The 21794-nt window shown below is 73.0% G+C and carries 17 protein-coding genes; 12 read left to right on the top strand and 5 right to left on the bottom strand.

What is annotated here, in order from left to right:
* Window positions 1-39 precede the first annotated feature (39 nt).
* Together ABD954_RS12410 and ABD954_RS12415 are read left to right on the top strand one after the other, a co-directional pair.
* Complete coding sequence (locus ABD954_RS12410) at window positions 40-1794, top strand: acetyl/propionyl/methylcrotonyl-CoA carboxylase subunit alpha (protein WP_345486051.1); 1755 nt, start codon at window positions 40-42, stop codon at window positions 1792-1794.
* Between the two features lie 106 nt (window positions 1795-1900).
* Window positions 1901-2446 (top strand): TetR/AcrR family transcriptional regulator, encoded by a 546-nt coding sequence (locus tag ABD954_RS12415; RefSeq protein WP_345486053.1) that lies wholly within the window; start codon window positions 1901-1903, stop codon window positions 2444-2446.
* Between the two features lie 155 nt (window positions 2447-2601).
* Here ABD954_RS12415 and ABD954_RS12420 read toward each other — a convergent pair whose 3' ends face one another.
* Window positions 2602-3543 carry a DeoR/GlpR family DNA-binding transcription regulator gene (locus tag ABD954_RS12420; protein WP_446696951.1) on the bottom strand — a complete coding sequence of 314 codons (942 nt, stop codon included), beginning with the start codon at window positions 3541-3543 and terminating at the stop codon, window positions 2602-2604.
* A 225-nt stretch (window positions 3544-3768) separates the two neighbouring features.
* Window positions 3769-5208 carry an NAD(P)H-quinone dehydrogenase gene (locus ABD954_RS12425; RefSeq protein WP_345486057.1) on the bottom strand — a complete coding sequence of 480 codons (1440 nt, stop codon included), beginning with the start codon at window positions 5206-5208 and terminating at the stop codon, window positions 3769-3771.
* A 240-nt stretch (window positions 5209-5448) separates the two neighbouring features.
* On the opposite strand from ABD954_RS12425, the gene ABD954_RS12430 reads away from it, so the two are divergent.
* The 5 genes from ABD954_RS12430 (at window position 5449) to ABD954_RS12450 (ending at window position 13890) form a co-directional block, all read left to right on the top strand.
* Complete coding sequence (locus ABD954_RS12430) at window positions 5449-5886, top strand: gamma-glutamylcyclotransferase family protein (protein ID WP_345486059.1); 438 nt, start codon at window positions 5449-5451, stop codon at window positions 5884-5886.
* Between the two features lie 259 nt (window positions 5887-6145).
* Window positions 6146-6949, top strand: coding sequence for a purine-nucleoside phosphorylase (locus ABD954_RS12435; RefSeq protein WP_345486060.1), 804 nt, complete (start codon window positions 6146-6148; stop codon window positions 6947-6949).
* A gap of 230 nt (window positions 6950-7179) precedes the next feature.
* Window positions 7180-8838 carry a phospho-sugar mutase gene (locus tag ABD954_RS12440; RefSeq protein WP_345486061.1) on the top strand — a complete coding sequence of 553 codons (1659 nt, stop codon included), beginning with the start codon at window positions 7180-7182 and terminating at the stop codon, window positions 8836-8838.
* Window positions 8839-9174: 336 nt separating this feature from the next.
* The gene (locus ABD954_RS12445) at window positions 9175-10350 is read left to right on the top strand and encodes a mannosyltransferase family protein (RefSeq protein WP_382745658.1); all 1176 of its coding nucleotides are present in this window, start codon (window positions 9175-9177) and stop codon (window positions 10348-10350) included.
* Between the two features lie 129 nt (window positions 10351-10479).
* Window positions 10480-13890 (top strand): FlgD immunoglobulin-like domain containing protein, encoded by a 3411-nt coding sequence (locus tag ABD954_RS12450; protein WP_345486063.1) that lies wholly within the window; start codon window positions 10480-10482, stop codon window positions 13888-13890.
* An 81-nt stretch (window positions 13891-13971) separates the two neighbouring features.
* Here the strand turns inward: ABD954_RS12450 and ABD954_RS12455 are convergent, their stop codons facing one another.
* Window positions 13972-14619, bottom strand: coding sequence for a PH domain-containing protein (locus ABD954_RS12455; RefSeq protein ID WP_345486064.1), 648 nt, complete (start codon window positions 14617-14619; stop codon window positions 13972-13974).
* 456 nt (window positions 14620-15075) lie between these two features.
* On the opposite strand from ABD954_RS12455, the gene deoC reads away from it, so the two are divergent.
* From deoC to ABD954_RS12470, 3 genes are read left to right on the top strand one after another with little or no spacing between them, the layout of a single operon-like run.
* A complete protein-coding gene (deoC, locus tag ABD954_RS12460; RefSeq protein ID WP_345486066.1) occupies window positions 15076-16035 on the top strand; it encodes a deoxyribose-phosphate aldolase in 960 nt (319 codons plus the stop codon).
* Between the two features lie 5 nt (window positions 16036-16040).
* Window positions 16041-17477 carry an aldehyde dehydrogenase family protein gene (locus ABD954_RS12465; protein WP_345486067.1) on the top strand — a complete coding sequence of 479 codons (1437 nt, stop codon included), beginning with the start codon at window positions 16041-16043 and terminating at the stop codon, window positions 17475-17477.
* The gene (locus ABD954_RS12470; protein WP_345486068.1) at window positions 17470-18357 is read left to right on the top strand and encodes an aldehyde dehydrogenase family protein; all 888 of its coding nucleotides are present in this window, start codon (window positions 17470-17472) and stop codon (window positions 18355-18357) included. Before ABD954_RS12465 ends, ABD954_RS12470 begins: the two co-directional genes overlap by 8 nt.
* Window positions 18358-18408: 51 nt before the next feature.
* Here ABD954_RS12470 and ABD954_RS12475 read toward each other — a convergent pair whose 3' ends face one another.
* The gene (locus tag ABD954_RS12475; protein WP_345486070.1) at window positions 18409-19152 is read right to left on the bottom strand and encodes a TetR/AcrR family transcriptional regulator; all 744 of its coding nucleotides are present in this window, start codon (window positions 19150-19152) and stop codon (window positions 18409-18411) included.
* Between the two features lie 137 nt (window positions 19153-19289).
* Between ABD954_RS12475 and ABD954_RS12480 the strand changes: the two genes are divergently transcribed.
* Together ABD954_RS12480 and ABD954_RS12485 are read left to right on the top strand one after the other, a co-directional pair.
* Window positions 19290-19880: an NADPH-dependent FMN reductase gene (locus ABD954_RS12480; RefSeq protein WP_345486072.1), complete on the top strand. Its 591-nt coding sequence runs from the start codon at window positions 19290-19292 to the stop codon at window positions 19878-19880.
* 2 nt (window positions 19881-19882) lie between these two features.
* Complete coding sequence (locus tag ABD954_RS12485) at window positions 19883-21427, top strand: MDR family MFS transporter (protein ID WP_345486074.1); 1545 nt, start codon at window positions 19883-19885, stop codon at window positions 21425-21427.
* Here the strand turns inward: ABD954_RS12485 and ABD954_RS12490 are convergent.
* The gene (locus tag ABD954_RS12490; protein ID WP_345486076.1) at window positions 21360-21752 is read right to left on the bottom strand and encodes a hypothetical protein; all 393 of its coding nucleotides are present in this window, start codon (window positions 21750-21752) and stop codon (window positions 21360-21362) included. The two genes, ABD954_RS12485 and ABD954_RS12490, sit on opposite strands and share 68 nt — an antisense overlap.
* Between the last annotated feature and the right edge of the window lie 42 nt (window positions 21753-21794).

Here is a 21794-nt window from a genome sequence, read left to right on the forward strand (position 1 = left end):
CAGTCCCTAAACTCAGCTTGTTTCAAGGAGGGAGCCATCGTGCGCAAGGTGCTCATCGCCAACCGTGGCGAAATCGCTGTCCGTGTCGCCCGTGCTTGCCGGGACGCCGGGATCGCAAGCGTAGCCGTCTACGCCGATCCGGACCGGGACGCCCTGCACGTCCGCGCGGCCGACGAGGCGTTCGCCCTGGGCGGTGACACTCCGGCCACCAGTTACCTGGACATGGCCAAGGTCCTCCAGGCCGCCAAGGACTCGGGTGCGGACGCGGTGCACCCCGGTTACGGGTTCCTCTCCGAGAACGCCGAGTTCGCCCAGGCCGTCCTGGACGCCGGACTGATCTGGATCGGCCCGCCCCCGCAGGCCATCCGCGACCTCGGCGACAAGGTCGCCGCCCGTCACATCGCCCAGCGCGCCGGCGCCCCGCTCGTCGCCGGCACCCCCGACCCCGTCTCCGGCGCCGACGAGGTCGTCGCCTTCGCCGAGCAGCACGGCCTGCCCATCGCGATCAAGGCCGCCTTCGGCGGCGGCGGCCGCGGCCTGAAGGTCGCCCGCACCCTCGAAGAAGTGCCCGAACTCTACGACTCCGCCGTCCGCGAAGCCGTCGCCGCCTTCGGCCGCGGCGAATGCTTCGTCGAGCGCTACCTCGACAAGCCCCGCCACGTCGAAACCCAGTGCCTCGCCGACACCCACGGCAACGTCGTCGTCGTCTCCACCCGCGACTGCTCCCTCCAGCGCCGCCACCAAAAGCTCGTCGAGGAAGCCCCCGCCCCCTTCCTCACCGAAGCACAGAACGCGGAGCTGTACCGCGCCTCCAAGGCGATCCTCAAGGAAGCCGGCTACGTCGGCGCCGGCACCGTCGAATTCCTCGTCGGCACCGACGGCACCATCTCCTTCCTCGAGGTCAACACCCGCCTCCAGGTCGAACACCCCGTCACCGAAGAAGTCACCGGCATCGACCTCGTCCGCGAGATGTTCCGCATCGCCGACGGCGAGGAACTCGGCTACGACGACCCCGAAATCCGCGGCCACTCCTTCGAGTTCCGCATCAACGGCGAAGACCCCGGCCGCAACTTCCTCCCCGCCCCCGGCACCGTCACCACCTTCACCCCGCCCACCGGCCCCGGCGTCCGCCTCGACGCCGGCGTCGAATCCGGCAGCGTCATCGGCCCCGCCTGGGACTCCCTCCTCGCCAAACTCGTCATCACCGGCGCCACCCGCGAACAGGCCCTCCAGCGCGCCGCCCGCGCCCTCGCCGAGTTCAAGGTCGAAGGCATGGCCACCGCCATCCCCTTCCACCAGGCCGTCGTCACCGACCCCGCCTTCACCGCCGACCCGTTCCGCGTCCACACCCGCTGGATCGAGACCGAGTTCACCAACGACATCAAGCCCTTCACCCCCGCAGCCGGCGACACCGACGAAGACGAAACCGGCCGCGAGACCATCGTCGTCGAGGTCGGAGGCAAGCGACTCGAGGTCTCCCTGCCGTCGTCGCTCGGCATGACCCTCGCGCGCACGGGCCTGGCCGCCGGTGCCAAGCCGAAGCGACGGGCGGCCAAGAAGTCCGGCCCGACCGCCTCCGGCGACACCCTCGCCTCCCCGATGCAGGGCACGATCGTCAAGATCGCGGTCGAGGAGGGCCAGGAGGTCAAGGAAGGCGACCTCATCGTCGTCCTCGAAGCCATGAAGATGGAACAGCCCCTCAACGCCCACAAGTCCGGCACCGTCAAGGGCCTCACCGCCGAGGTCGGCGCCTCCCTCACCTCCGGCGCCGCCATCTGCGAGATCAAGGACTGACGTCCGGCACCGGTACGGTACGCGTACGGTACGAAGGGCCCGCAGGCATCCACCGCCTGCGGGCCCTTCGTGACACCCGGCCCGGACACGGGAGGAAGGAGCAAGGATGCGCGCCGACGCCCGCCGCAACCACGCGCGCCTGCTCGCCGAGGCCCGCGCCGCCTTCGCCGCGCACGGCACGGACGCCTCCCTGGAGGACATCGCCCGCCGGGCCGGAGTGGGCATCGGCACCCTCTACCGGCACTTCCCCACCCGCGAGGCGCTGGTCGGCGCCGTCTTCCAGGACGCCCTCGCGGCGCTGCTCGACCGCTCTGCGGAACTGGCCGAGGCCGCCGACCCGTGCGCCGCGCTCGTCGGCTGGCTGCGGACCCTGATCGCCCACGCGGGCGAGTACCGCGGCCTCTCGATCGCCCTCATGTCCGCGGCACCGGACGGGACTTCGGCCCTCGCGGAGTGCAGCGAGCCGCTACGGGCGGCGGGCGCACCGCTGCTCGCCCGGGCCCGCGAGGCGGGTGCGGTCCGCGCGGACGTGTCGATCGGCGACCTGATGAAGCTCACCAACGCCATCGCCCTGGCCGCCGAACGGTCCCCGGAGGACCCGGCCTTGGCCGACCGGCTGCTCGACCTGACCGTACGGGGCCTGAAGGTCTGAGGCCGGGCCTGGCCATACGGGTCTGAGGGACTGCGGCGGGGCCTGACCGTACGGGTTTGAAGCTCTGCGGCCGGGCCTGAGCGTTCGGAGCCTGCCGGCCCGGCCGTACGGGACCCGAGGGGCCGGGCGGCCCTCTGCGCCCTCGGCCCTCTCCCTCAGCGGCGGCGCATGTCCGCGACACGCGCCGTCCGTTCGGGAGACAGCACCTCGCTCGTGAGCGCGCCGCCGCCCGGTCCGGCCGGGCCGCCGCGGAACTGGCCGCCCGGCATCCGGCCGCGCTGTCCCGGCAGCGGGAGGTCACGGCGCGGGCGGGCGCCCGGGGGGTGCTGCTCGCCTCCGTGGGCCGGGGCGCCGGAGCCGGCCACCGCGATCTGCACGCCCTGGTCGGCCAGGGCCTGGAGCTCGGTGGCGGCCCGCTCGTCCTGGGGCGGCGGCTCGTCCGTGACCAGGCGGGTGATCACGTCGGTGGGCACCGTCTGGAACATGGTGTCGGTGCCGAGCTTGGTGTGGTCGGCGAGGACCACGACCTCCGCCGCCGCCTGCACGAGTGCCCGGTCCACGCTCGCGGAGAGCATGTTGGACGTGGACAGGCCGCGCTCGGCGGTCAGTCCGCTGCCGGAGAGGAAGGCCCGGGAGACCCGCAGGCCCTGGAGCGACTGCTCCGCCCCGCTGCCCACCAGCGCGTAGTTGGAACCGCGCAGGGTGCCGCCGGTCATGACGACCTCGACCCGGTTGGCGTGGGCGAGGGCCTGGGCGACGAGCAGCGAGTTGGTGACGACCGTGAGCCCCGGCACCCGGGCGAGCCGGCGGGCCAGTTCCTGCGTGGTGGTGCCGGCGCCGACGACGATGGCCTCGCCCTCGTCGACGAGGCCGGCGGCGACGTCGGCGATGGCGGTCTTCTCGGCGGTCGCGAGATGGGATTTCTGCGGGAAGCCGGACTCGCGCGTGAACCCGCCCGGCAGTACCGCACCGCCGTGCCGGCGGTCGAGGAGTCCTTCTGCCTCCAGGGCCCGCACGTCTCGCCGTACGGTCACTTCTGAGGTCTGGACGACGCGGGCGAGCTCGCGGAGCGACACGGCTCCATTGGCACGCACCATTTCGAGGATCAACTGGCGACGTTCTGCAGCGAACACGAAACTGACAGTAACGTGACCCGCCGATGGTTTTCAGCACTATGCGCCGAATTGCAGAAGATGCACACAGGCGGGGCCCCCAGCTGGTATGGAGAGCCCCGCCGTTGATCGTTCTATGCCCCGGCTTGCCGGGGGTTGTCCGAGTCGGCGAACCGTTCCCGCAGGCGGGGCCGGTGGCCGTACGGGCCCTTAGGCCTCGCCCGCGGTCTTTCGGGTGTGCAACTGCCGTGCCACTTCCGCGATCGAGCCCGACAGGGAGGGGTACACGGTGAAAGCATTTGCGATCTGTTCAACGGTCAGATTGTTGTCGACCGCGATCGAGATCGGATGGATCAGCTCGCTCGCCTTCGGGGCGACGACACAGCCGCCGACCACGATCCCGGTGCCCGGACGGCAGAAGATCTTGACGAAGCCGTCCCGGATGCCCTGCATCTTCGCGCGCGGGTTGCGCAGCAGCGGCAGCTTGACGACCCGGGCGTCGATCTTGCCGGCGTCCACGTCGGCCTGGGTGTAGCCGACGGTGGCGATCTCCGGGTCGGTGAAGACGTTCGAGGAGACCGTCTTCAGGTTGAGCGGGGCCACCGCGTCGCCGAGGAAGTGGTACATCGCGATCCGGCCCTGCATGGCGGCCACCGAGGCGAGCGCGAAGACGCCGGTGACGTCACCGGCCGCGTAGACGCCGGGCGCCGAGGTCCGGGAGACCTTGTCGGTCCGGATGTGACCGGAGTCCTTGAGCCGGACGCCGGCCTCCTCGAGACCCATCCCGGCCGTGTTGGGGATGGCGCCGACGGCCATCAGGCAGTGGGTGCCGGAGATGACCCGGCCGTCGGAGAGGGTGACCTCCACCCGGTCGCCGACCCGCTTGGCGGACTCGGCGCGGGAACGGGCCATGACGTTCATGCCGCGGCGGCGGAAGACGTCCTCCAGGACCGCGGCGGCGTCCGGGTCCTCGCCCGGGAGGACGCGGTCGCGGGAGGAGACGAGGGTGACCCGGGAGCCGAGCGCCTGGTAGGCGCCGGCGAACTCGGCACCGGTGACGCCGGAGCCGACCACGATGAGCTCCTCGGGGAGCTCCCCGAGGTCGTAGACCTGGGTCCAGTTCAGGATCCGCTCGCCGTCCGGCTTGGCGTCCGGCAGCTCGCGCGGGTGGCCGCCCGTGGCGATCAGGACGGCGTCGGCGGTCAGCGTCTCCTCGGTGCCGTCGGCGGCCGTGACGACCACCTGGCGGGAGCCGTCCATGGCCTGCCGCCCGGAGAGCCGGCCGCGACCGCGCAGGACACGGGCGCCCGCCCGGGTGACGGAGGCGGTGATGTCGTGCGACTGGGCGAGCGCGAGCCGCTTCACACGGCGGTTCACCTTGCCCAGGTCCACGCCGACCACCCGGGCCGACTGCTCGACGTGCGGGGTGTCGTCCGCGACGATGATGCCCAGCTCCTCGTACGAGGAGTCGAAGGTGGTCATCACCTCCGCCGTGGCGATCAGGGTCTTGGAGGGCACGCAGTCGGTCAGGACGGACGCGCCGCCGAGGCCGTCGGTGTCGACGACGGTCACCTCCGCGCCGAGTTGGGCGCCCACCAGGGCCGCCTCGTATCCGCCGGGTCCGCCGCCGATGATCACGATCCGGGTCACTGGGATCTACGCCTCGCGCTCTCGTTCTGCCGGGGGGAGCCCCCCGTGGGCTGCAGTGCGTACGCCATTGTCCCGCACGCTTCAAGTGCGTACCCCATTGTCCCGTACGTACGGGCGAGTCTCGCGCCGGGGCCGCCCCACCGCGACGGGCCCCTGCCGCACGGGCCCGACCACGGCCCGCGCCCCGGCCCCGCCCCGGTCGTCGCCGCCCACCCCGCCCCCTCCCGTACCCTCGACCCCATGTCGCTCTACGCCGCCTACGCCGGCAACCTCGACGCGCGGCTGATGAGCCGCCGCGCACCGCACTCGCCGCTGCGCGGCACGGGCTGGCTGAACGGCTGGCGGCTGACCTTCGGCGGGGAGCAGATGGGCTGGGAGGGGGCGCTGGCCACGATCGTGGAGGCGCCGCGCTCGCAGGTCTTCGTGGCGCTGTACGACATCGCGCCCATGGACGAGGACTCGATGGACCGGTGGGAGGGCGTCGGCCTCGACGTCTACCGGCGGATGCGGGTCCGGGTGCACACCCTGGACGGCGAGGAGCCGGCCTGGGTGTACGTGCTCAACGCCTACGAGGGCGGGCTGCCCTCGGCCCGCTACCTGGGCGAGGTCGCGGACGCCGCCGAGTCGGCGGGGGCACCGCACGACTACGTGATGGAGCTGCGCAAGCGTCCGTGCTGACCGGCGCCGGGCCCGAAGGGTCCGGTCGGGAGCGGTCCCGCCCGTGGGGGCGGCCGGCGGCCCCGACGGGCCGCTCGGAGCCGGTCGGAGGCGCCTTCGCCGGTCGTTCGTCGGACCTTCGTGGGAAACGACAAGACAACGATCGCAGCTCCGTGCGCGCCGTCATCTACGCGCGTAGGGATTCTCCGGCTAGGCTGCTGCGCGTATCAAATCCGTCCGGGGCTTCCCTCGGACCCCCCTCCCCGAGGCGAGAGAGTCAGTGAACGCTACTGCCACCCCGTACGAGGCCGCAGAGGCCGCCGCAGCCCGCCTTCGCGAGCTGACCGGAGTCGAGAACCACGACGTCGCCCTGGTCATGGGCTCGGGCTGGGCCCCGGCCGTCGACGCCCTGGGCGCGCCCGAGGCCGAGTTCCCGGTCACCGAGCTGCCCGGCTTCCCGCCGCCGGCCGTCGAGGGCCACGGCGGCAAGATCCGCTCGTACAAGATCGGTGAGAAGCGCGCCCTGGTCTTCCTCGGCCGCACCCACTTCTACGAGGGCCGCGGCGTCGCCTCGGTCGCCCACGGCGTGCGCACCGCCGTCGCCGCCGGCTGCAAGACGATCGTCCTGACCAACGGCTGCGGCGGTCTGCGCGAGGGCATGCGCCCCGGCCAGCCGGTCCTGATCAGCGACCACATCAACCTGACGGCCGCCTCCCCGATCGTCGGCGCCAACTTCGTGGACCTCACCGACCTGTACTCGCCGCGCCTGCGCGCGCTGTGCAAGGAGGTCGACGAGACCCTGGAGGAGGGCGTCTACGTCCAGTTCCCCGGGCCGCACTACGAGACCCCGGCCGAGATCAACATGGTCCGCGTCATGGGCGGCGACCTCGTCGGCATGTCCACGGTCCTGGAGGCCATCGCGGCCCGTGAGGCCGGCGCCGAGGTGCTCGGCATCTCCCTCGTCACCAACCTGGCGGCGGGCCTGTCGGGCGAGCCGCTGAACCACGAGGAGGTCCTCCAGGCCGGCCGTGACTCGGCGGCGCGGATGGGCGAACTGCTGACGCGGGTCCTCGACCGCATCTGAGTCCTCCGAACCGTTCCTCCGGGCGCCCCGTGACCGGGGCTCCGGCCCGGCCCCCGTACGGCTCGACGGCCGTTTCCCCGTCCGAGGCGCGGGGGCCCGGGGGTGGAGCCCGCGGTTACGGGAAGGGGCGGGGCGGGGAAAGGTCCCGCGCAGCGGCGTCCTCATCCGCCACCGCCCGCCCCGTCACCGCCCGGCTCCACCGCCCCGCTCCACCGAAAGGCACACGCACCGTGACCCAGGACGACCTCCTCACCCGCGCCCAGGCGTGGCTCGCCGAGGACCCCGACCCGGAGACCCGTGAGGAGCTCGGCGCGCTCCTCGGCCGCGGCGAGGCCGCGCGCGACGAGCTCGCCGCCCGCTTCGCCGGCACGCTGCAGTTCGGCACCGCCGGACTGCGCGGCGAGCTGGGCGCGGGCCCGATGCGGATGAACCGCTCCGTGGTCATCCGCGCGGCCGCCGGCCTCGCCGCCTATCTGAAGGCCAAGGGGCAGACGGGTGGCCTCGTCGTCATCGGCTACGACGCCCGCTACAAGTCCGCCGACTTCGCGCGCGACACCGCCGCCGTCATGACCGGCGCCGGGCTGCGCGCCGCGCTGCTGCCGCGCCCCCTGCCGACACCCGTCCTGGCGTACGCGATAAGGCATCTGGGTGCCGTCGCGGGCGTCGAGGTGACCGCGAGCCACAACCCGCCGCGGGACAACGGCTACAAGGTGTACCTGGGTGACGGCTCGCAGATCGTGCCGCCCGCCGACGCGGAGATCGCCGCCGAGATCGACGCGGTCCGCGCGCTCGCCGACGTGCCCCGGCCGGACAGCGGCTGGGAGGTGCTGGGCGACGAGGTCCTGGAGGCGTATCTGGCGCGGACGGACGCCGTGCTCACCCCCGGTTCCCCGCGGAGCGTGCGGACCGTCTACACGGCCATGCACGGCGTCGGCAAGGACGTCCTGACGGCCGCCTTCGCCCGGCACGGCTTCCCGCCGCCGGCGCTGGTCGCCGAGCAGGCGGACCCGGACCCGGCGTTCCCGACGGTCGCGTTCCCCAACCCGGAGGAGCCGGGGGCGATGGACCTGGCCTTCGAGGCGGCCCGGGCCGTGGACCCCGACATCGTGATCGCGAACGACCCGGACGCCGACCGCTGCGCCGTGGCCGTGCCGGACGCCTCCGTCGAGGGCGGGTGGCGGATGCTGCGCGGCGACGAGGTGGGCGCGCTGCTCGCCGCGCACCTGGTGCACAAGGGCGCCCGGGGCGTGTTCGCGGAGTCGATCGTGTCGTCCTCGCTGCTCGGCCGGATCGCCGCGGCGGCGGGCGTCGGCCACGAGGAGACGCTGACCGGCTTCAAGTGGATCGCCCGCGTGGAGGGCCTGCGGTACGGCTACGAGGAGGCGCTCGGCTACTGCGTCGACCCGGAGGGCGTGCGCGACAAGGACGGCATCACGGCGGCGCTGGCCGTCGCCGAGCTGGCCTCGGAGCTGAAGGAGCAGGGCCGCACGCTCACCGATCTGCTCGACGACCTGGCGGTGGCGCACGGTCTGCACGCCACGGACCAGCTGTCGGTGCGGGTCGAGGACCTGAGCGTCATCGCGAACGCGATGGCGGCGCTGCGCGAGAAGCCTCCGGTCCGGCTCGCCGGGCTCACGGTGGTCTCGGCGGAGGACCTGACGAAGGGCACGGAGACGCTGCCGCCGACGGACGGTCTGCGCTACTACCTGGAGGGCGACTACAAGGCCCGGGTGATCGTCCGGCCGAGCGGCACCGAGCCCAAGCTCAAGTGCTACCTGGAGGTCGTGGTCCCGGTCGCGGACGCGAGCGAGCTGGGGACGGCGCGGGCCACGGCGGCCGGCGTGCTGGCCGCGATCAAGAAGGACCTGGCGGAGGCCGCCGGTCTGTGAGGCCGGTGCCCTCGACGTCGCCGGAGGGCCCGTACGGAATCGTTTCCGTACGGGCCCTCCGGCCTTTCCGTACGGGCCCTCCGGCCTTTCCGGGCGGTCTGGCACCGGCCCCGGGCGGTCCGCGAGGGGCCGGGGCGGTCCCCGGTCGGCCGCGGGCTCTCCGGGGGCTCCCGGCCCGGTGCGACCGGGGGCCTCGGGCCCTGAGCGGCCGGGGCGCCTCGGGCCGTGTGCGGTTTACTCCCGCCGCCGCCTCTTCCGAGTGAATTCGGTACGGCAGGTGACGTAAGGCGCGGTCCGGGCCCGTGGTGCCGGGGCCAGGGTGACCCGGTGTCCTCCGTGTCCCAGGTGCTGATCCCGCGCCCCTCCGCCCCCGTCGGGCACGGCCCCGTGCCCGGCCCCCGTCCCGGGCTGCTGCGGCGGGCCGTCCCGGCCCTGCTGGGCTATCTGGCGGTACGGCTCCTCGGCCTGGTCGTCCTGGCCCGCTGGACGCACCTCAAGGGGCACGGCGTGTGGCCGACGATCGCCACCTCCTGGGACTCGAACTGGTACCTGGGGATCGCCGACCACGGGTACGACCACGAGCTCGGCACCCGCACCAACCACAACAACCTGGCGTTCTTCCCGCTCTACCCCGCCCTGATCAAGGTCTTCGCCGCCGTCACCCCGGGCTCGCGCGCCTCGGTGGCGCTGGTGCTCGCGGGGGTGTGCTCGCTGCTGGCCGCCCTCGGGGTGTTCGCGGTCGGCGACCGGCTGCACGGGCCGCGGACGGGCGCGGTGCTCACGGTGCTGTGGGGGGCGGCACCGGCGGCGGTGGTGCAGTGGATGGGCTACACCGAGTCGCTGTTCACGGCGCTGGCGGCGTGGGCGCTGTACGCGGTCCTGGACGGCCGCTGGGAGTGGGCGGCGGGCCTCGCGGTGGCGGCGGGGCTCACCCGGCCGACCGGGATCGCGGTGGCGGCCGCCGTGTCGGTGGCCGCCCTGGTCGCGGCCCGCCGGTGCGCGGGCCGGGCCCGGACCGTGGCACTGGCGGCCGCCGCGGCGGCCCCGCTGGGGTGGCTGGGCTTCGTGGGGTGGGTGGGACTGCGGCTCGGCCGCTGGGACGGCTACTTCGCGGTGCAGCGGACGTGGGAGAACCAGTGGGACGGCGGCCTGGGCACGCTGGAGGTGCTGCGGGAGCTGCTGGTGTACGCGCGCCGGCCGCAGCTGTTCCTGGTGGCGGTCTCGGTGGTGCTGATCCTCTTCACGGCCCTGTACGTGCTGTCGGTGGCGGACCGTCAGCCGCTGCCGCTGCTCGTCTTCACCGGGGTGCTGCTGATCGTGGTCCTGGGCAGCGGCGGTGTGTACTTCCCGCGGGCCCGCTTCCTGCTGCCGGGTTTCCCGCTGCTGCTGCCCGTGGCCGTCGCCGTGGCCCGGGCGCGCCTCCCGGTGGCCGCCCTCGTGCTCGGGGGCGCGGCGCTGTCGTCGGCGTGGCTGGGGGGCTACATGCTCCTGGTGTGGCACGGCCCGCCGTAGGCGCCGCCTGTGACAAGGCTGTGACAGAACGGACGAGGTTGTGACGTCCGGCGCGGAATCGTGCCGTGAGCCCGGTTTAGCCTCGGAAGGTTGGACACGTGACGCATCCATGACTCTGAGGGGGGCACATTGCGTGACACACAACTGGGCGGGCGGCCGGGCATCGGGCGCTCCAGACGTCTGACGGCGACCGCCGTGGCCGTCGCGGCGGCCGTCGCCTCGCTCGCACCGCTCACCGGGGGGACGGCGGTCGCGGCGGACACCCCGACGACGGCGGTGGCGACGACGCCGGCGCCGTTGACGATCCCGGCGGAGACGTACCCGAGCCCCGGCGCCGTGCACGCCGTCGGCACGAGCGGGTTCCTGCACGAGAACCCACAGGGTTACACGTGGGTCTCGTACGCGGACGGCAAGGCCGTGCCGTACGACATGAAGGGCGCGGAGAAGGCGGTCAGCGCGGGCGGGGACGTCATCGCGCGCCTCTACGGTGCCGGCACGACCACGAAGGTCGTCTTCCAGGAAGGCCCCGCCGGGCCCGAGACGACCGTGGCGATCCCCCGGGGGCAGCACTTCCGCCATGTGCAGGGTCGCCGTGTCATCACGACGGAGAGCACCTTCGTCCACGTCCTCTCCGTCGAGAACGGGGTCGTGACCGACCGCAAGGTGGCCGCCCCGGCGGGCGCAGCCGGGATGTATCCCCGAGAGGCGGGCACCGAGCGGGGCTTCTTCGTCACCTACGAGGTGGACCGCATCCGGCACACCGGCTGGCTCGACCTCGCCGGGCTGACCGTCCGCCCGACGGGCGTCCCGAGCGAATCCGGGCCCACCAACAAGATGGGCGGCGCCCGGTTCTTCGGCTCGCTCGCCACCATCCAGAACCTCCCCGGTCAGCGCCTCACCGTCTGGGACACCGCGGGCGATCTGTCGAAGCCGGTCAAGGACGTGCCGTGGACCGGTAACCCCGTCGGCGCCCTGGTCGGCGACGAGGCCCTGGTCGTGGCGGAGTACCGGCCGGGCGAGAGGTACCACCCGTACGTGCTGCGACCGCTCGACGGCGGTGCGGACCGCCCCGCGTTCGACGCGTCAAACGTCTACCCGGCCCCGGACGGCGGGGTGCTGGCGGTCGTCAAGGGCGGGGACGGGCGTCCCTCGATCGACAGCGTCCGGTTCCCGCAGGACGGTTCGGCACCGGTGCGCGCGCCCGTCTACGACACCCCCCTCGGTGTCGTCCGCACCGAGCGCGTCGCCGTCGCCCAAGGCGTGGTGCACAGCTCCGAGAGCTGGTGGAACGACATGTACGGGGCGGTGACCACCCGGAACCTCACCGTCGGAGGAGAGCTCGCCGCCGGCCCGAAGGTCGACCGGGAGTACGACCCCGAGGCGGTGATCCCCGGGGACTGTCGTCAGGGGTGCGAGCCGATCGTGCCCACCGGCGACGGGCGGTTCGTGTTCCGGTCGTACCCGGGCAACGTGTACGTGGTCGAGGAGGGCAAGACCCTGCACGAGCGCGAGGGGACCGCCGCCGCTCCCGCGTGGGGGTCCGTGCCGCTCCAGGCTTCCGGCCGGTACGTCTCGTACACGGGGGAGGCCGGCCACGAGGTGTTCGACCTCGACGCCAAGAAGGTCGTGTTCCGCGCGAAGATCGGCGACCGCCGGACGTCCCTGGACGCGAACACCCTGTGGATCGAGAGCACGACCACGGGTGCCGTGGACGCGGTCGACGTGCGCACGGGCGCCACGAAGCGGACGGTGAAGCTCGCCGCCTGCGACCTGACCGGCCTTCAGGTGAATCGTTCCTTCGCGTACTGGAAGTGCGCGAGCGGGGCCGGGGTGAAGAACCTCGGCACACAGGCCGCCACCGCACTGCCCGCCCACACCTCCGCCCTGCTGGGTGACGGCTACGTGGCCCACGAGAAGGGCGGCACGCTGTCCGTCACGCCGCTCGTCGGGGCGGGCACGACCCGGACCGTCGGCACCGTCGGCGACTCGGTCGCGGGCCGCGGCTGGACGGTGGACCGCTTCGGCGGCCACGTCACCTACGTCGACGCGGAGGAGAACGTCCACGTCGTGCCGAGCGGGGTGCCCGCCTCGGCGCTGACGCCGCTCGACACCGAGGTGCCCGGCATCCTGGACCGCCGGGCCGCGCAGCCGGTGTGGTCGGCGAAGTGGTGGCTGTCCAAGCCCGCCGCCTCGTGGCGCGTGGACGTCCGGAACCAGGCGGGCACGGTCGTGCGCACCCTTGGGGGCGGCGAGGCCCGCGGCCTGGTCACGGCGGCCTGGGACGGCAAGGACACGACCGGGACCGTGCTGCCCGACGGGTTGTACGACTGGACCCTGACGGCCGTCCCGGCGGACGGAGCGGGCCCGGCGCTCACCCGCACCGGCGGACTGGCGGTGGTGCGCGGGCAGTCCGAGCTGGCCACCGGGCGGTACGAGCCGGTGACGCCGGCGCGCGTGATGAACACCCTCGACGGCACCGGAGTCCCCAGGGCCAAGGTGGGCGCCGGCAAGACGGTCACGCTCACGGTCGCCGGCCGCGGCGGAGTGCCCGCGAAGGGCGTCTCGGCCGTGGTCCTCAACGTCACGGCGACGAACGCGACGGCGGGGACGTACGTCTCCGTGTACCCCTACGGGACGCCCCGCCCCGGCACGTCCAACCTCAACGTGACGGCCGGACGGGCCGTTCCGAACCTGGTCGTCGTCCCCGTCAGGGACGGCAAGGTCACCTTCTACAACCGCAACGGCTCGCTCGACCTGCTGGCCGACGTCGCCGGGTACTACACGCTCGCGGGCACGGGCTCCCTGTACGAACCGGTGACCCCGGCGCGCGTGATGAGCACCCTCAGCGGCACCGGAGTCCCCCAGGCGAAGCTGGGCGCGGACCGCACGGTGACCCTGACGGTCGCCGGGCGCGGCGGGGTGCCCGCCGCCGGCGTCACCGCGGTCGTCCTCAACGTCACGGCGACGAACGCGACGGCGGGGACGTACGTCTCCGTGTACCCGTACGGGACGACCCGCCCCGGCGTGTCGAACCTCAACGTGGTCGCCGGACAGACCGTCCCCAACCTGGTCGTCGTCCCCGTCAGGGACGGCAAGGTCACCTTCTACAACCGCAACGGCTCGCTCGACCTGCTGGCCGACGTCGCCGGGTACTACACGCTCGCGGGCACGGGCTCCCTGTACGAGCCGGTGACCCCGGCGCGCGTGATGAGCACCCTCGACGGCACCGGAGTTCCCAAGGCCAAGGTGGGCACGGGCAAGACGGTCACGCTCACGGTCGCCGGCCGCGGCGGGGTGCCCGCCACCGGCGTCACGGCCGTGGTCCTCAACGTGACCGCCACCAACCCGACCTCGGCGACGTACGTCTCCGTCTACCCCTACGGGACGACCCGCCCCGGCGTGTCGAACCTCAACGTGGTCGCCGGACAGACCGTCCCCAACCTGGTCGTCGTCCCGGTCAAGGACGGCAAGGTCACCTTCTACAACCACGGCGGCACCGTCGACCTGCTGGCCGACGTCGCCGGGTACTTCGCCCACTGACGGCGGCCCGTACGACGCCCCGGGGCCGGGCACACCCTCACGGTGTGCCCGGCCCCGGGTCTTTCGTTCCGCGCCTCGGGCTCAGCGCAGGGAGAGCAGGACGACGAGCAGGACGAGTCCGGCGGCGGTCGGCGCGAGGATCTCGTACGCCCACCGGATCCGCGGCTCGCCCTTGTTCTCGGGCCGCCTGCCGAGGCGCTCGGCCAGCTCGCGCAGGTCGGCGACGGTCTGGTCGGCGGAGGCGGTGCGGGACGCGGTGTCGGTGACGTCGGCGGTGGCCGAGGTACGGCCGAGCGGGTCGTCCTGGGAGGCGGTGGCGGCGCGGCGGGCGGCGCGCTTGCGCTGGCGCAGGGAGACCGGGATGGCCCAGAGCTGGTACTTGGCGCCGTCCTGGGTGAAGACCTCGCTGGAGTAGCTCGCGCGGATGTCGGCGATCGATCCCCAGGGGAGGGTGATGCTGCGGAAGGGATTGCGGACGCGCAGGCGCGCGTCGTCGGCGAAGACGGCCGGCCGGATGGTGAAGGCGAAGATCAGCGGGACGAGGAACAGCAGCGTCGCGAGCGCCACCCAGGGGTCGTCGCCGCGCCCGCGGATGATCGTGTCGACGCCGAAGAACAGGGTGAGGCCGAGCAGGAAGACCCCGCCGGCGATACCCATGCGCGAGCGGAACGCCTGCTCCTCGCGGTCGGGCTCGGAGGGCTGTGCGGAAGGCGGCTCGGACGTCGTCATGCGCCCGATTCTGCCTCAGCGCCCACGCGCCCGCGGTGACGAGGTCGGCGTACCCGACGATGTCGTCGGGCCGGTGGCCGCCGACGAGCTCGCCGCCGCAGGCGGTCAGCCGGAGCTCGGGCCGCGCGGTGTCGCCGAGGGACCTTCTTCCTCGGGAAGGACCGCTCGGCGCCCCGCTCCGGTCGCGCGCCCCGACGCGTACGGGTTCCGATACGTACGGACGCGCCGCCCTGCGCTCCGGGTTCCTGCGGGCCACCGTCCACCACTCCCGTCAGCGCTCCGACCCGCACGGGCTCCGACACGGCGGCGGGCCGGCCCGCCCCGGGCCACGTCACCAGCACGTGACGGGTTTCACTTCCGCCTCCGTCTCCCCACACCCACCTGCGCTTTCGCCCGCTCGTCCGAGCAGTCCCCTGTACAGGCCGCTACGCGCGTAGATATGCTCGACTGGTGACCATGCCCACCACTGCACCCGCAGCTACTGCTTTCGCCGACGTGACCGCGTCCGACAGCGCGCTGCGCCGCTTCCTCCACGGGCTGCCCGGCGTCGACGCCGTCGGCCTGGAGGCGCGCGCCGCGTCGCTCGGTACGCGTTCGATCAAGACCACGGCCAAGGCGTACGCCATCGACCTGGCCATCTCGATGATCGACCTGACGACGCTCGAAGGCGCGGACACCCCGGGCAAGGTCCGGGCGCTCGCCGCCAAGGCCGTCCGTCCCGATCCGACCGACCGCACGACCCCGACGACCGCCGCCGTCTGCGTCTACCCCGACATGGTGGCCACCGCCAAGGCCGCCCTGGCGGGCTCCGGCGTCAAGGTCGCCTCGGTCGCCACCGCCTTCCCGGCCGGCCGCGCCGCGCTGCCCGTGAAGCTCGCCGACACGGCCGACGCCATCGCCGCCGGCGCCGACGAGATCGACATGGTCATCGACCGTGGCGCCTTCCTCGCCGGCCGCTACCTGGAGGTCTTCGAGCAGATCGCCGCCATCAAGGCCGAGTGCGGCGACCGCGCCCGGCTCAAGGTGATCTTCGAGACCGGCGAGCTGTCCACGTACGACAACATCCGCCGCGCCTCCTGGCTCGGCATGATGGCGGGCGCGGACTTCATCAAGACCTCGACCGGCAAGGTCGCGGTCAACGCCACCCCCGCCAACACGCTCCTCATGCTGGAGGCCGTGCGCGACTTCCGCGCCCAGACCGGCGTCCAGATCGGCGTGAAGCCCGCGGGCGGCATCCGCAACACCAAGGAAGCCATCAAGTTCCTGGTCCTGGTCAACGAGACCGTCGGCGAGGACTGGCTGGACAACCACTGGTTCCGCTTCGGTGCCTCCAGCCTGCTCAACGACCTGCTGATGCAGCGTCAGAAGCTGGCGACCGGCCACTACTCCGGCCCCGATTACGTGACGGTGGACTGATCAACATGGCATCTGCATTCGAGTACGCACCGGCGCCCGAGTCCCGGTCCGTCGTCGACATCGCGCCGTCCTACGGCCTGTTCATCGACGGCGAGTTCACGGACGCGGCCGACGGCAAGGTCTTCAAGACCGTCTCCCCCTCCACCGAGGAGGTCCTGTCCGAGGTCGCCCGGGCGGGCGCCGAGGACGTGGACCGCGCGGTGAAGGCGGCCCGCAAGGCGTATCTGAAGTGGTCGGCACTGCCCGGCTCCGAGCGCGCCAAGTACCTCTTCCGGATCGCCCGGATCATCCAGGAGCGCAGCCGCGAGCTGGCCGTCCTCGAAACCCTGGACAACGGCAAGCCGATCAAGGAGACCCGCGATGCGGACCTCCCGCTGGTCGCCGCGCACTTCTTCTACTACGCGGGCTGGGCCGACAAGCTCGACCACGCCGGCTTCGGCGCGAACCCGCGCCCGCTGGGCGTGGCCGGCCAGGTCATCCCGTGGAACTTCCCGCTGCTGATGCTGGCGTGGAAGATCGCCCCGGCGCTCGCGACCGGCAACACGGTCGTCCTGAAGCCCGCCGAGACCACCCCGCTCTCCGCCCTGTTCTTCGCGGACATCTGCCGCCAGGCCGGGCTGCCGAAGGGCGTCGTCAACATCCTCCCCGGTTACGGGGACGCCGGCGCCGCGCTCGTCGAGCACCCGGACGTGAACAAGGTCGCCTTCACCGGCTCGACCGCCGTCGGCCGGGCCATCGCCAAGGCCGTGGCCGGCACGGACAAGAAGCTCACCCTGGAGCTGGGCGGCAAGGGCGCCAACATCGTCTTCGACGACGCGCCGATCGACCAGGCCGTCGAGGGCATCGTCACCGGCATCTTCTTCAACCAGGGCCAGGTCTGCTGCGCCGGCTCGCGCCTGCTCGTGCAGGAGTCGGTCCACGACGAGCTCCTCGACTCGCTCAAGCGCCGGCTGAGCACCCTGCGTCTCGGCGACCCGCTCGACAAGAACACCGACATCGGCGCCATCAACTCCGAGGAGCAGCTGGCCCGGATCACAAAGCTGGTCGACCAGGGCGAGGCGGAGGGCGCCGAGCGCTGGACCGCCGCGTGCGAGATCCCGGCCTCGGGCTACTGGTTCGCCCCGACGCTCTTCACGAACGTCACCCAGGCGCACACCGTCGCCCGCGACGAGATCTTCGGCCCGGTCCTGTCCGTGCTGACCTTCCGTACCCCCGACGAGGCCGTCGCCAAGGCCAACAACAGCCAGTACGGCCTGTCGGCGGGCATCTGGACGGAGAAGGGCTCCCGCATCCTGGCGGTGGCGAACAAGCTCCGCGCCGGGGTCGTCTGGGCCAACACGTTCAACAAGTTCGACCCGACCTCGCCCTTCGGCGGCTACAAGGAGTCGGGCTTCGGCCGCGAGGGTGGCCGCCACGGTCTGGAGGCCTACCTCGATGTCTGACGCGCGACTGAGTGTCTTCAAGACCTACAAGCTGTACGTCGGGGGCAAGTTCCCCCGCTCCGAGAGCGGCCGGGTGTACGAGGTGACGGACTCCAAGGGCAAGTGGCTGGCGAACGCGCCGCTCTCCTCCCGCAAGGACGCCCGTGACGCGGTCGTCGCCGCCCGCAAGGCGTTCGGCGGCTGGTCGGGCGCCACGGCGTACAACCGCGGCCAGATCCTCTACCGCGTCGCGGAGATGCTGGAGGGCCGCAAGGGCCAGTTCGTGCACGAGGTCGCGCACGCCGAGGGCCTGTCGAAGAACAAGGCGGCCGAGGTCGTCGAGGCCGCGATCGACCGCTGGGTCTGGTACGCCGGCTGGACGGACAAGATCGCCCAGGTCGTCGGCGGCGCGAACCCGGTGGCGGGCCCGTACTTCAACCTGTCCACCCCGGAGCCGACCGGTGTCGTCACCGTGATCGCCCCGCAGGAGTCGTCCTTCCTCGGCCTGGTCTCGGTGGTCGCCCCGGTCATCGCGACCGGCAACACGGCCGTCGTCATCGCCTCCGAGAAGGCCCCGCTGCCGGCGCTGTCCCTGGGCGAGGTGCTGGCCACCTCCGACCTGCCGGGCGGTGTCGTCAACATCCTGTCCGGCAAGGCCGCCGAGATGGGCCCGCACCTGGCGGCCCACCTGGACGTCAACGCGATCGACCTGACGGGAGCGGACGCCGACCTGGCCCGTGACCTGGAGATCGCCGCCGCGGACAACCTCAAGCGCGTCCTGCGCCCGCGCACCGAGGACTTCACCGCGTCCCCGGGCACGGACCGCATGACCGCGTTCCTGGAGACGAAGACGGTCTGGCACCCGACGGGCTCGCTGGGCGCCTCGGGCTCCTCGTACTAGTCACCCGCTCGTGACGAAGGGCCCCCGACCGACCCGGTCGGGGGCCCTTCGTCATGCTCCGCCGCGCTCGACGAGCCCGGCGACGCCGTCCAGCACGCATTCCAGTCCGGTCTCGAAGGTCCACGCGGCGTCGTCCTTGCGCGCCGCGCCCCGCGCGTACCGGAGGTAGGTGGGATAGCGCCCGGTGCCGAGCAGATAGCCCATCTGCGGGGCGAGGCCCCGGCGGGTCTCGTCGGCGCTCTCCCAGCCCTGTTCGCGCATGTAGGCGCGCAGCGAGACCTCGGCCTGGACGGCTCCGTGGACGTAGGCGCTGACGGCGCGGAAGGCGGCCATCATCGTGTCGACGTCGAGCCCGAGGCCGTCGAGCGCGGCCAACTGCCGTTCGGCCGCGGCCATCCGGTGCGGGGTGAGCGCGAAGAGCGGCGCCGGGAGCTGGGCGAGCCAGGGGTGGCGCAGCATCGACTCACGGGTGCACCGGGCGTGGGCGCGCAGCGTCTCGCGCCAGCCCGCGTCGGACGCGTCCGCCCCGGCCGGTTCCAGTTCGGCCGACACCTGGTCGACCATGAGCGACCACAGCTCGTCCTTGCCGTCCACGTGCCGGTAGGCGGCCATGGGCGCGACGCCCAGTTCGGCGGCGATCTTGCGCATGGTGACGGCGGCGAAGCCCTCCCGGTCCGCGATCCCGACCGCGACCTCGGCGATCCGCCGTGGGGTGAGCGTGGTTCTGGGCGCCGCCGCGGGTCGTTCCAGGCGCTCCCAGAGCGAGACGCTCTCCGTCTCGTCCTTCTTCGGCACTCCGGCCTCCTCGTGTCGCGTACAGCGTATGCCTTGTGGACGCCGTACACGGTGGCGTGTACGTTGTACACACTCGGGTATACGCCGTACACATCGTCTGTACGCGTCCCGCACGCCCTTCCGTCCCAGGGGGACCCATGAGCACTCCGCTGCGCCTCGCCGTGATCCAGGGCTCGACCCGCGACGGGCGCCTCGGCCCGACCGTCGCCGCCTGGCTCGCCCGGCACGCCACGGCCCGCCCCGACATGTCCGTCGACCTGGTCGACCTCGCCGAGACCCCGCTGCCCACCGTCTTCCCGCAGCTCGGCCGGGGACCGGCCGACGCGGCGGACCGGGAGCTGCTCGACGCCGTGTCCCCGCGGCTGGCCGCCGCCGACGCCTTCGTCGTCGTGACCCCGGAGTACAACCACAGCTACCCGGCGTCCCTGAAGAACGCGATCGACTGGCACAACAAGGAGTGGCACGCCAAGCCCGTCGGCTTCGTCGCCTACGGCGGCTTCTCCGGCGGCCTCCGCGCCGTGGAGCACCTGCGCGGCGTCTTCGCCGAGCTGCACGCCGTCACCATCCGCGAGACGGTCGGACTCCAGGGCGTGTGGGGGCGGTTCGACGGGGAGGGCCGGGCCGTCGACCCCGCCACCGACAGCGCCGCCAAGGCGATGCTCGACCAACTCGCCTGGTGGGGCGAGGCCCTGCGCGAAGCCCGCGCCAAGAAGCCCTACGGAGCCTGACGATGACCCGGCCCCAGCCCTCGGGCATTCCCTACCTCGGCATCTCCGGGCTCATGCTCGGCATCGTCCTCGGCACCCTCGACGGCACGATCGTCGGTACCGCGCTCCCCACCATCGCCGGCGAGCTCGGCGGCCTCGACCGGCTGTCCTGGGTGGTGACCGCCTATCTGCTCACCGCCGCCGTGTCCACGCCCCTCTGGGGCAAGCTCGGCGACCTCCACGGCCGCAAGGGCGCCTACCTGTCCGCCGTCGGCGTCTTCCTCGCCGGCTCGGTCCTCTCCGGACTCGCCCAGACCATGGACCAGCTCATCGTCTTCCGCGCGCTCCAGGGCATCGGCGCCGGCGGCCTGATGGTCGGCGCGTTCGCCCTGATCGGCACCCTGATCGCCCCCGGGGACAGTCCCCGGGTCCAGGCGATCACCGGCACCATGCTGCCGCTCGCCTTCGCCGGCGGCCCCCTCGTCGGCGGCCTCCTCACCGACCACCTGAACTGGCGCTGGGCCTTCTACGTCAACCTGCCCGTGGGCCTCGCCGCCCTGCTCCTCGTCTCCCTCGCCCTGACCGCGCCCACCACCAGGGTCCGCGCCCGGGTCGACTGGGCCGGCGCCCTGCTCCTCACCACCGGCATCCTGGCCCTCACCCTGCTCGCCACCTGGGCCGGCACCACCCACGCCTGGACCTCGCCGCGGATCCTGGCCCTCACCGCCGTCGCGGTGGCCGCGCTCACCGCTTTCGTACGGGTCGAGCGGCGCGCTGAGGAACCTGTCATCCCGCCCCGGCTCTTCCGCGGCCGCGACTTCGCCGTCGCCCAGCTGCTCAGCCTGCTGGTCGGCGCCGCCATGCTCGCCGTGATGAACCACCTGCCGCAGTACCTGCAGTTCGTCCGTGGGCAGTCGTCCACGGCGAGCGGACTGCTGCTGCTCCCGCTGCTGCTCGGCATGGTGGCCGTCCAACTGGCCACCGGGCGCAGCGTCGCCCGCACCGGCCGCTACCGGATCCACACGATCACCGGCGGCGCGCTGATGACCGCGGGCGCCCTCCTCCTGCTGCTCCTGGACGTCGGCACGCCGACCGTCGCCGCCTCGGCGCTCACCGTCGTCCTCGGCGCGGGCATGGGCTTCCTGACGCAGTCGACGACGCTGATCACGATGTACGGCGCGGAGCCGCGCGACATGGGCGCGGCGAGCGGCACGCTCACGCTCGTCCGCACCCTCGGCGGCTCGCTCGGCGTGGCCGTGCTCGGCGCGGTCTTCACCGCCCGGCTCGCCGGCCACGACACCGACCGCACCCCGGCCCAGGTCGCGATGCTGCCCGAGCCGGTACGGGAGGCCTTCCGGGCGGCGCTGACGAGCGGGCTGCACGGGGTGCTCCTGGGCACCGCGCTGCTCTCCGCGCTCGCCTTCGCCGCCGCCTGGCTCGTACGGGAGGTTCCGCCGCGACGGTCCGGGCCCCCCGGTCCCCCGGCGCCTCCCGCGCCCGCTACGGAAGCAGGCTCTGGCTCAGCGGTCCCGCCACCGGCAGGTCGGCCAGCGCCCCGCCCTTCGTGACGTGGTCGGTGACCAGGTCGGTGCCGACCGGCTTGAAGTCGGCGACCTGGGTGCCGATGCCGTTGTCCAGCGGGTCGACACCGGTGTTGGCCAGCGGGTCCAGCTGAAGGCGGGTCAGCGGCGCGACCCCGTGGCCGACGCCGTCCAGGGCCGCGGTGCCGTCCACCCGGGTGAGCGAGTCGGGCGGCAGCGGGACGGCCACTCCCTCGGCCGCCTGGGCACCGGCGCCCGCCCCGAACACGGCGGCGCCGGCCGCCGTGACGGTCAGTCCGGCCTTCAGCAGGGCGCTGCGGCGGGGAGTGCGGGCTTGTGCGTGACGCGCCATGGCGGTCCTTCCAGGGACTTGTCAGAGGGGTGACCGAGCGGA

The sequence above is a fragment of the Streptomyces roseoviridis genome (genome assembly GCF_039535235.1).
GTDB lineage: Bacteria > Actinomycetota > Actinomycetes > Streptomycetales > Streptomycetaceae > Streptomyces > Streptomyces roseoviridis.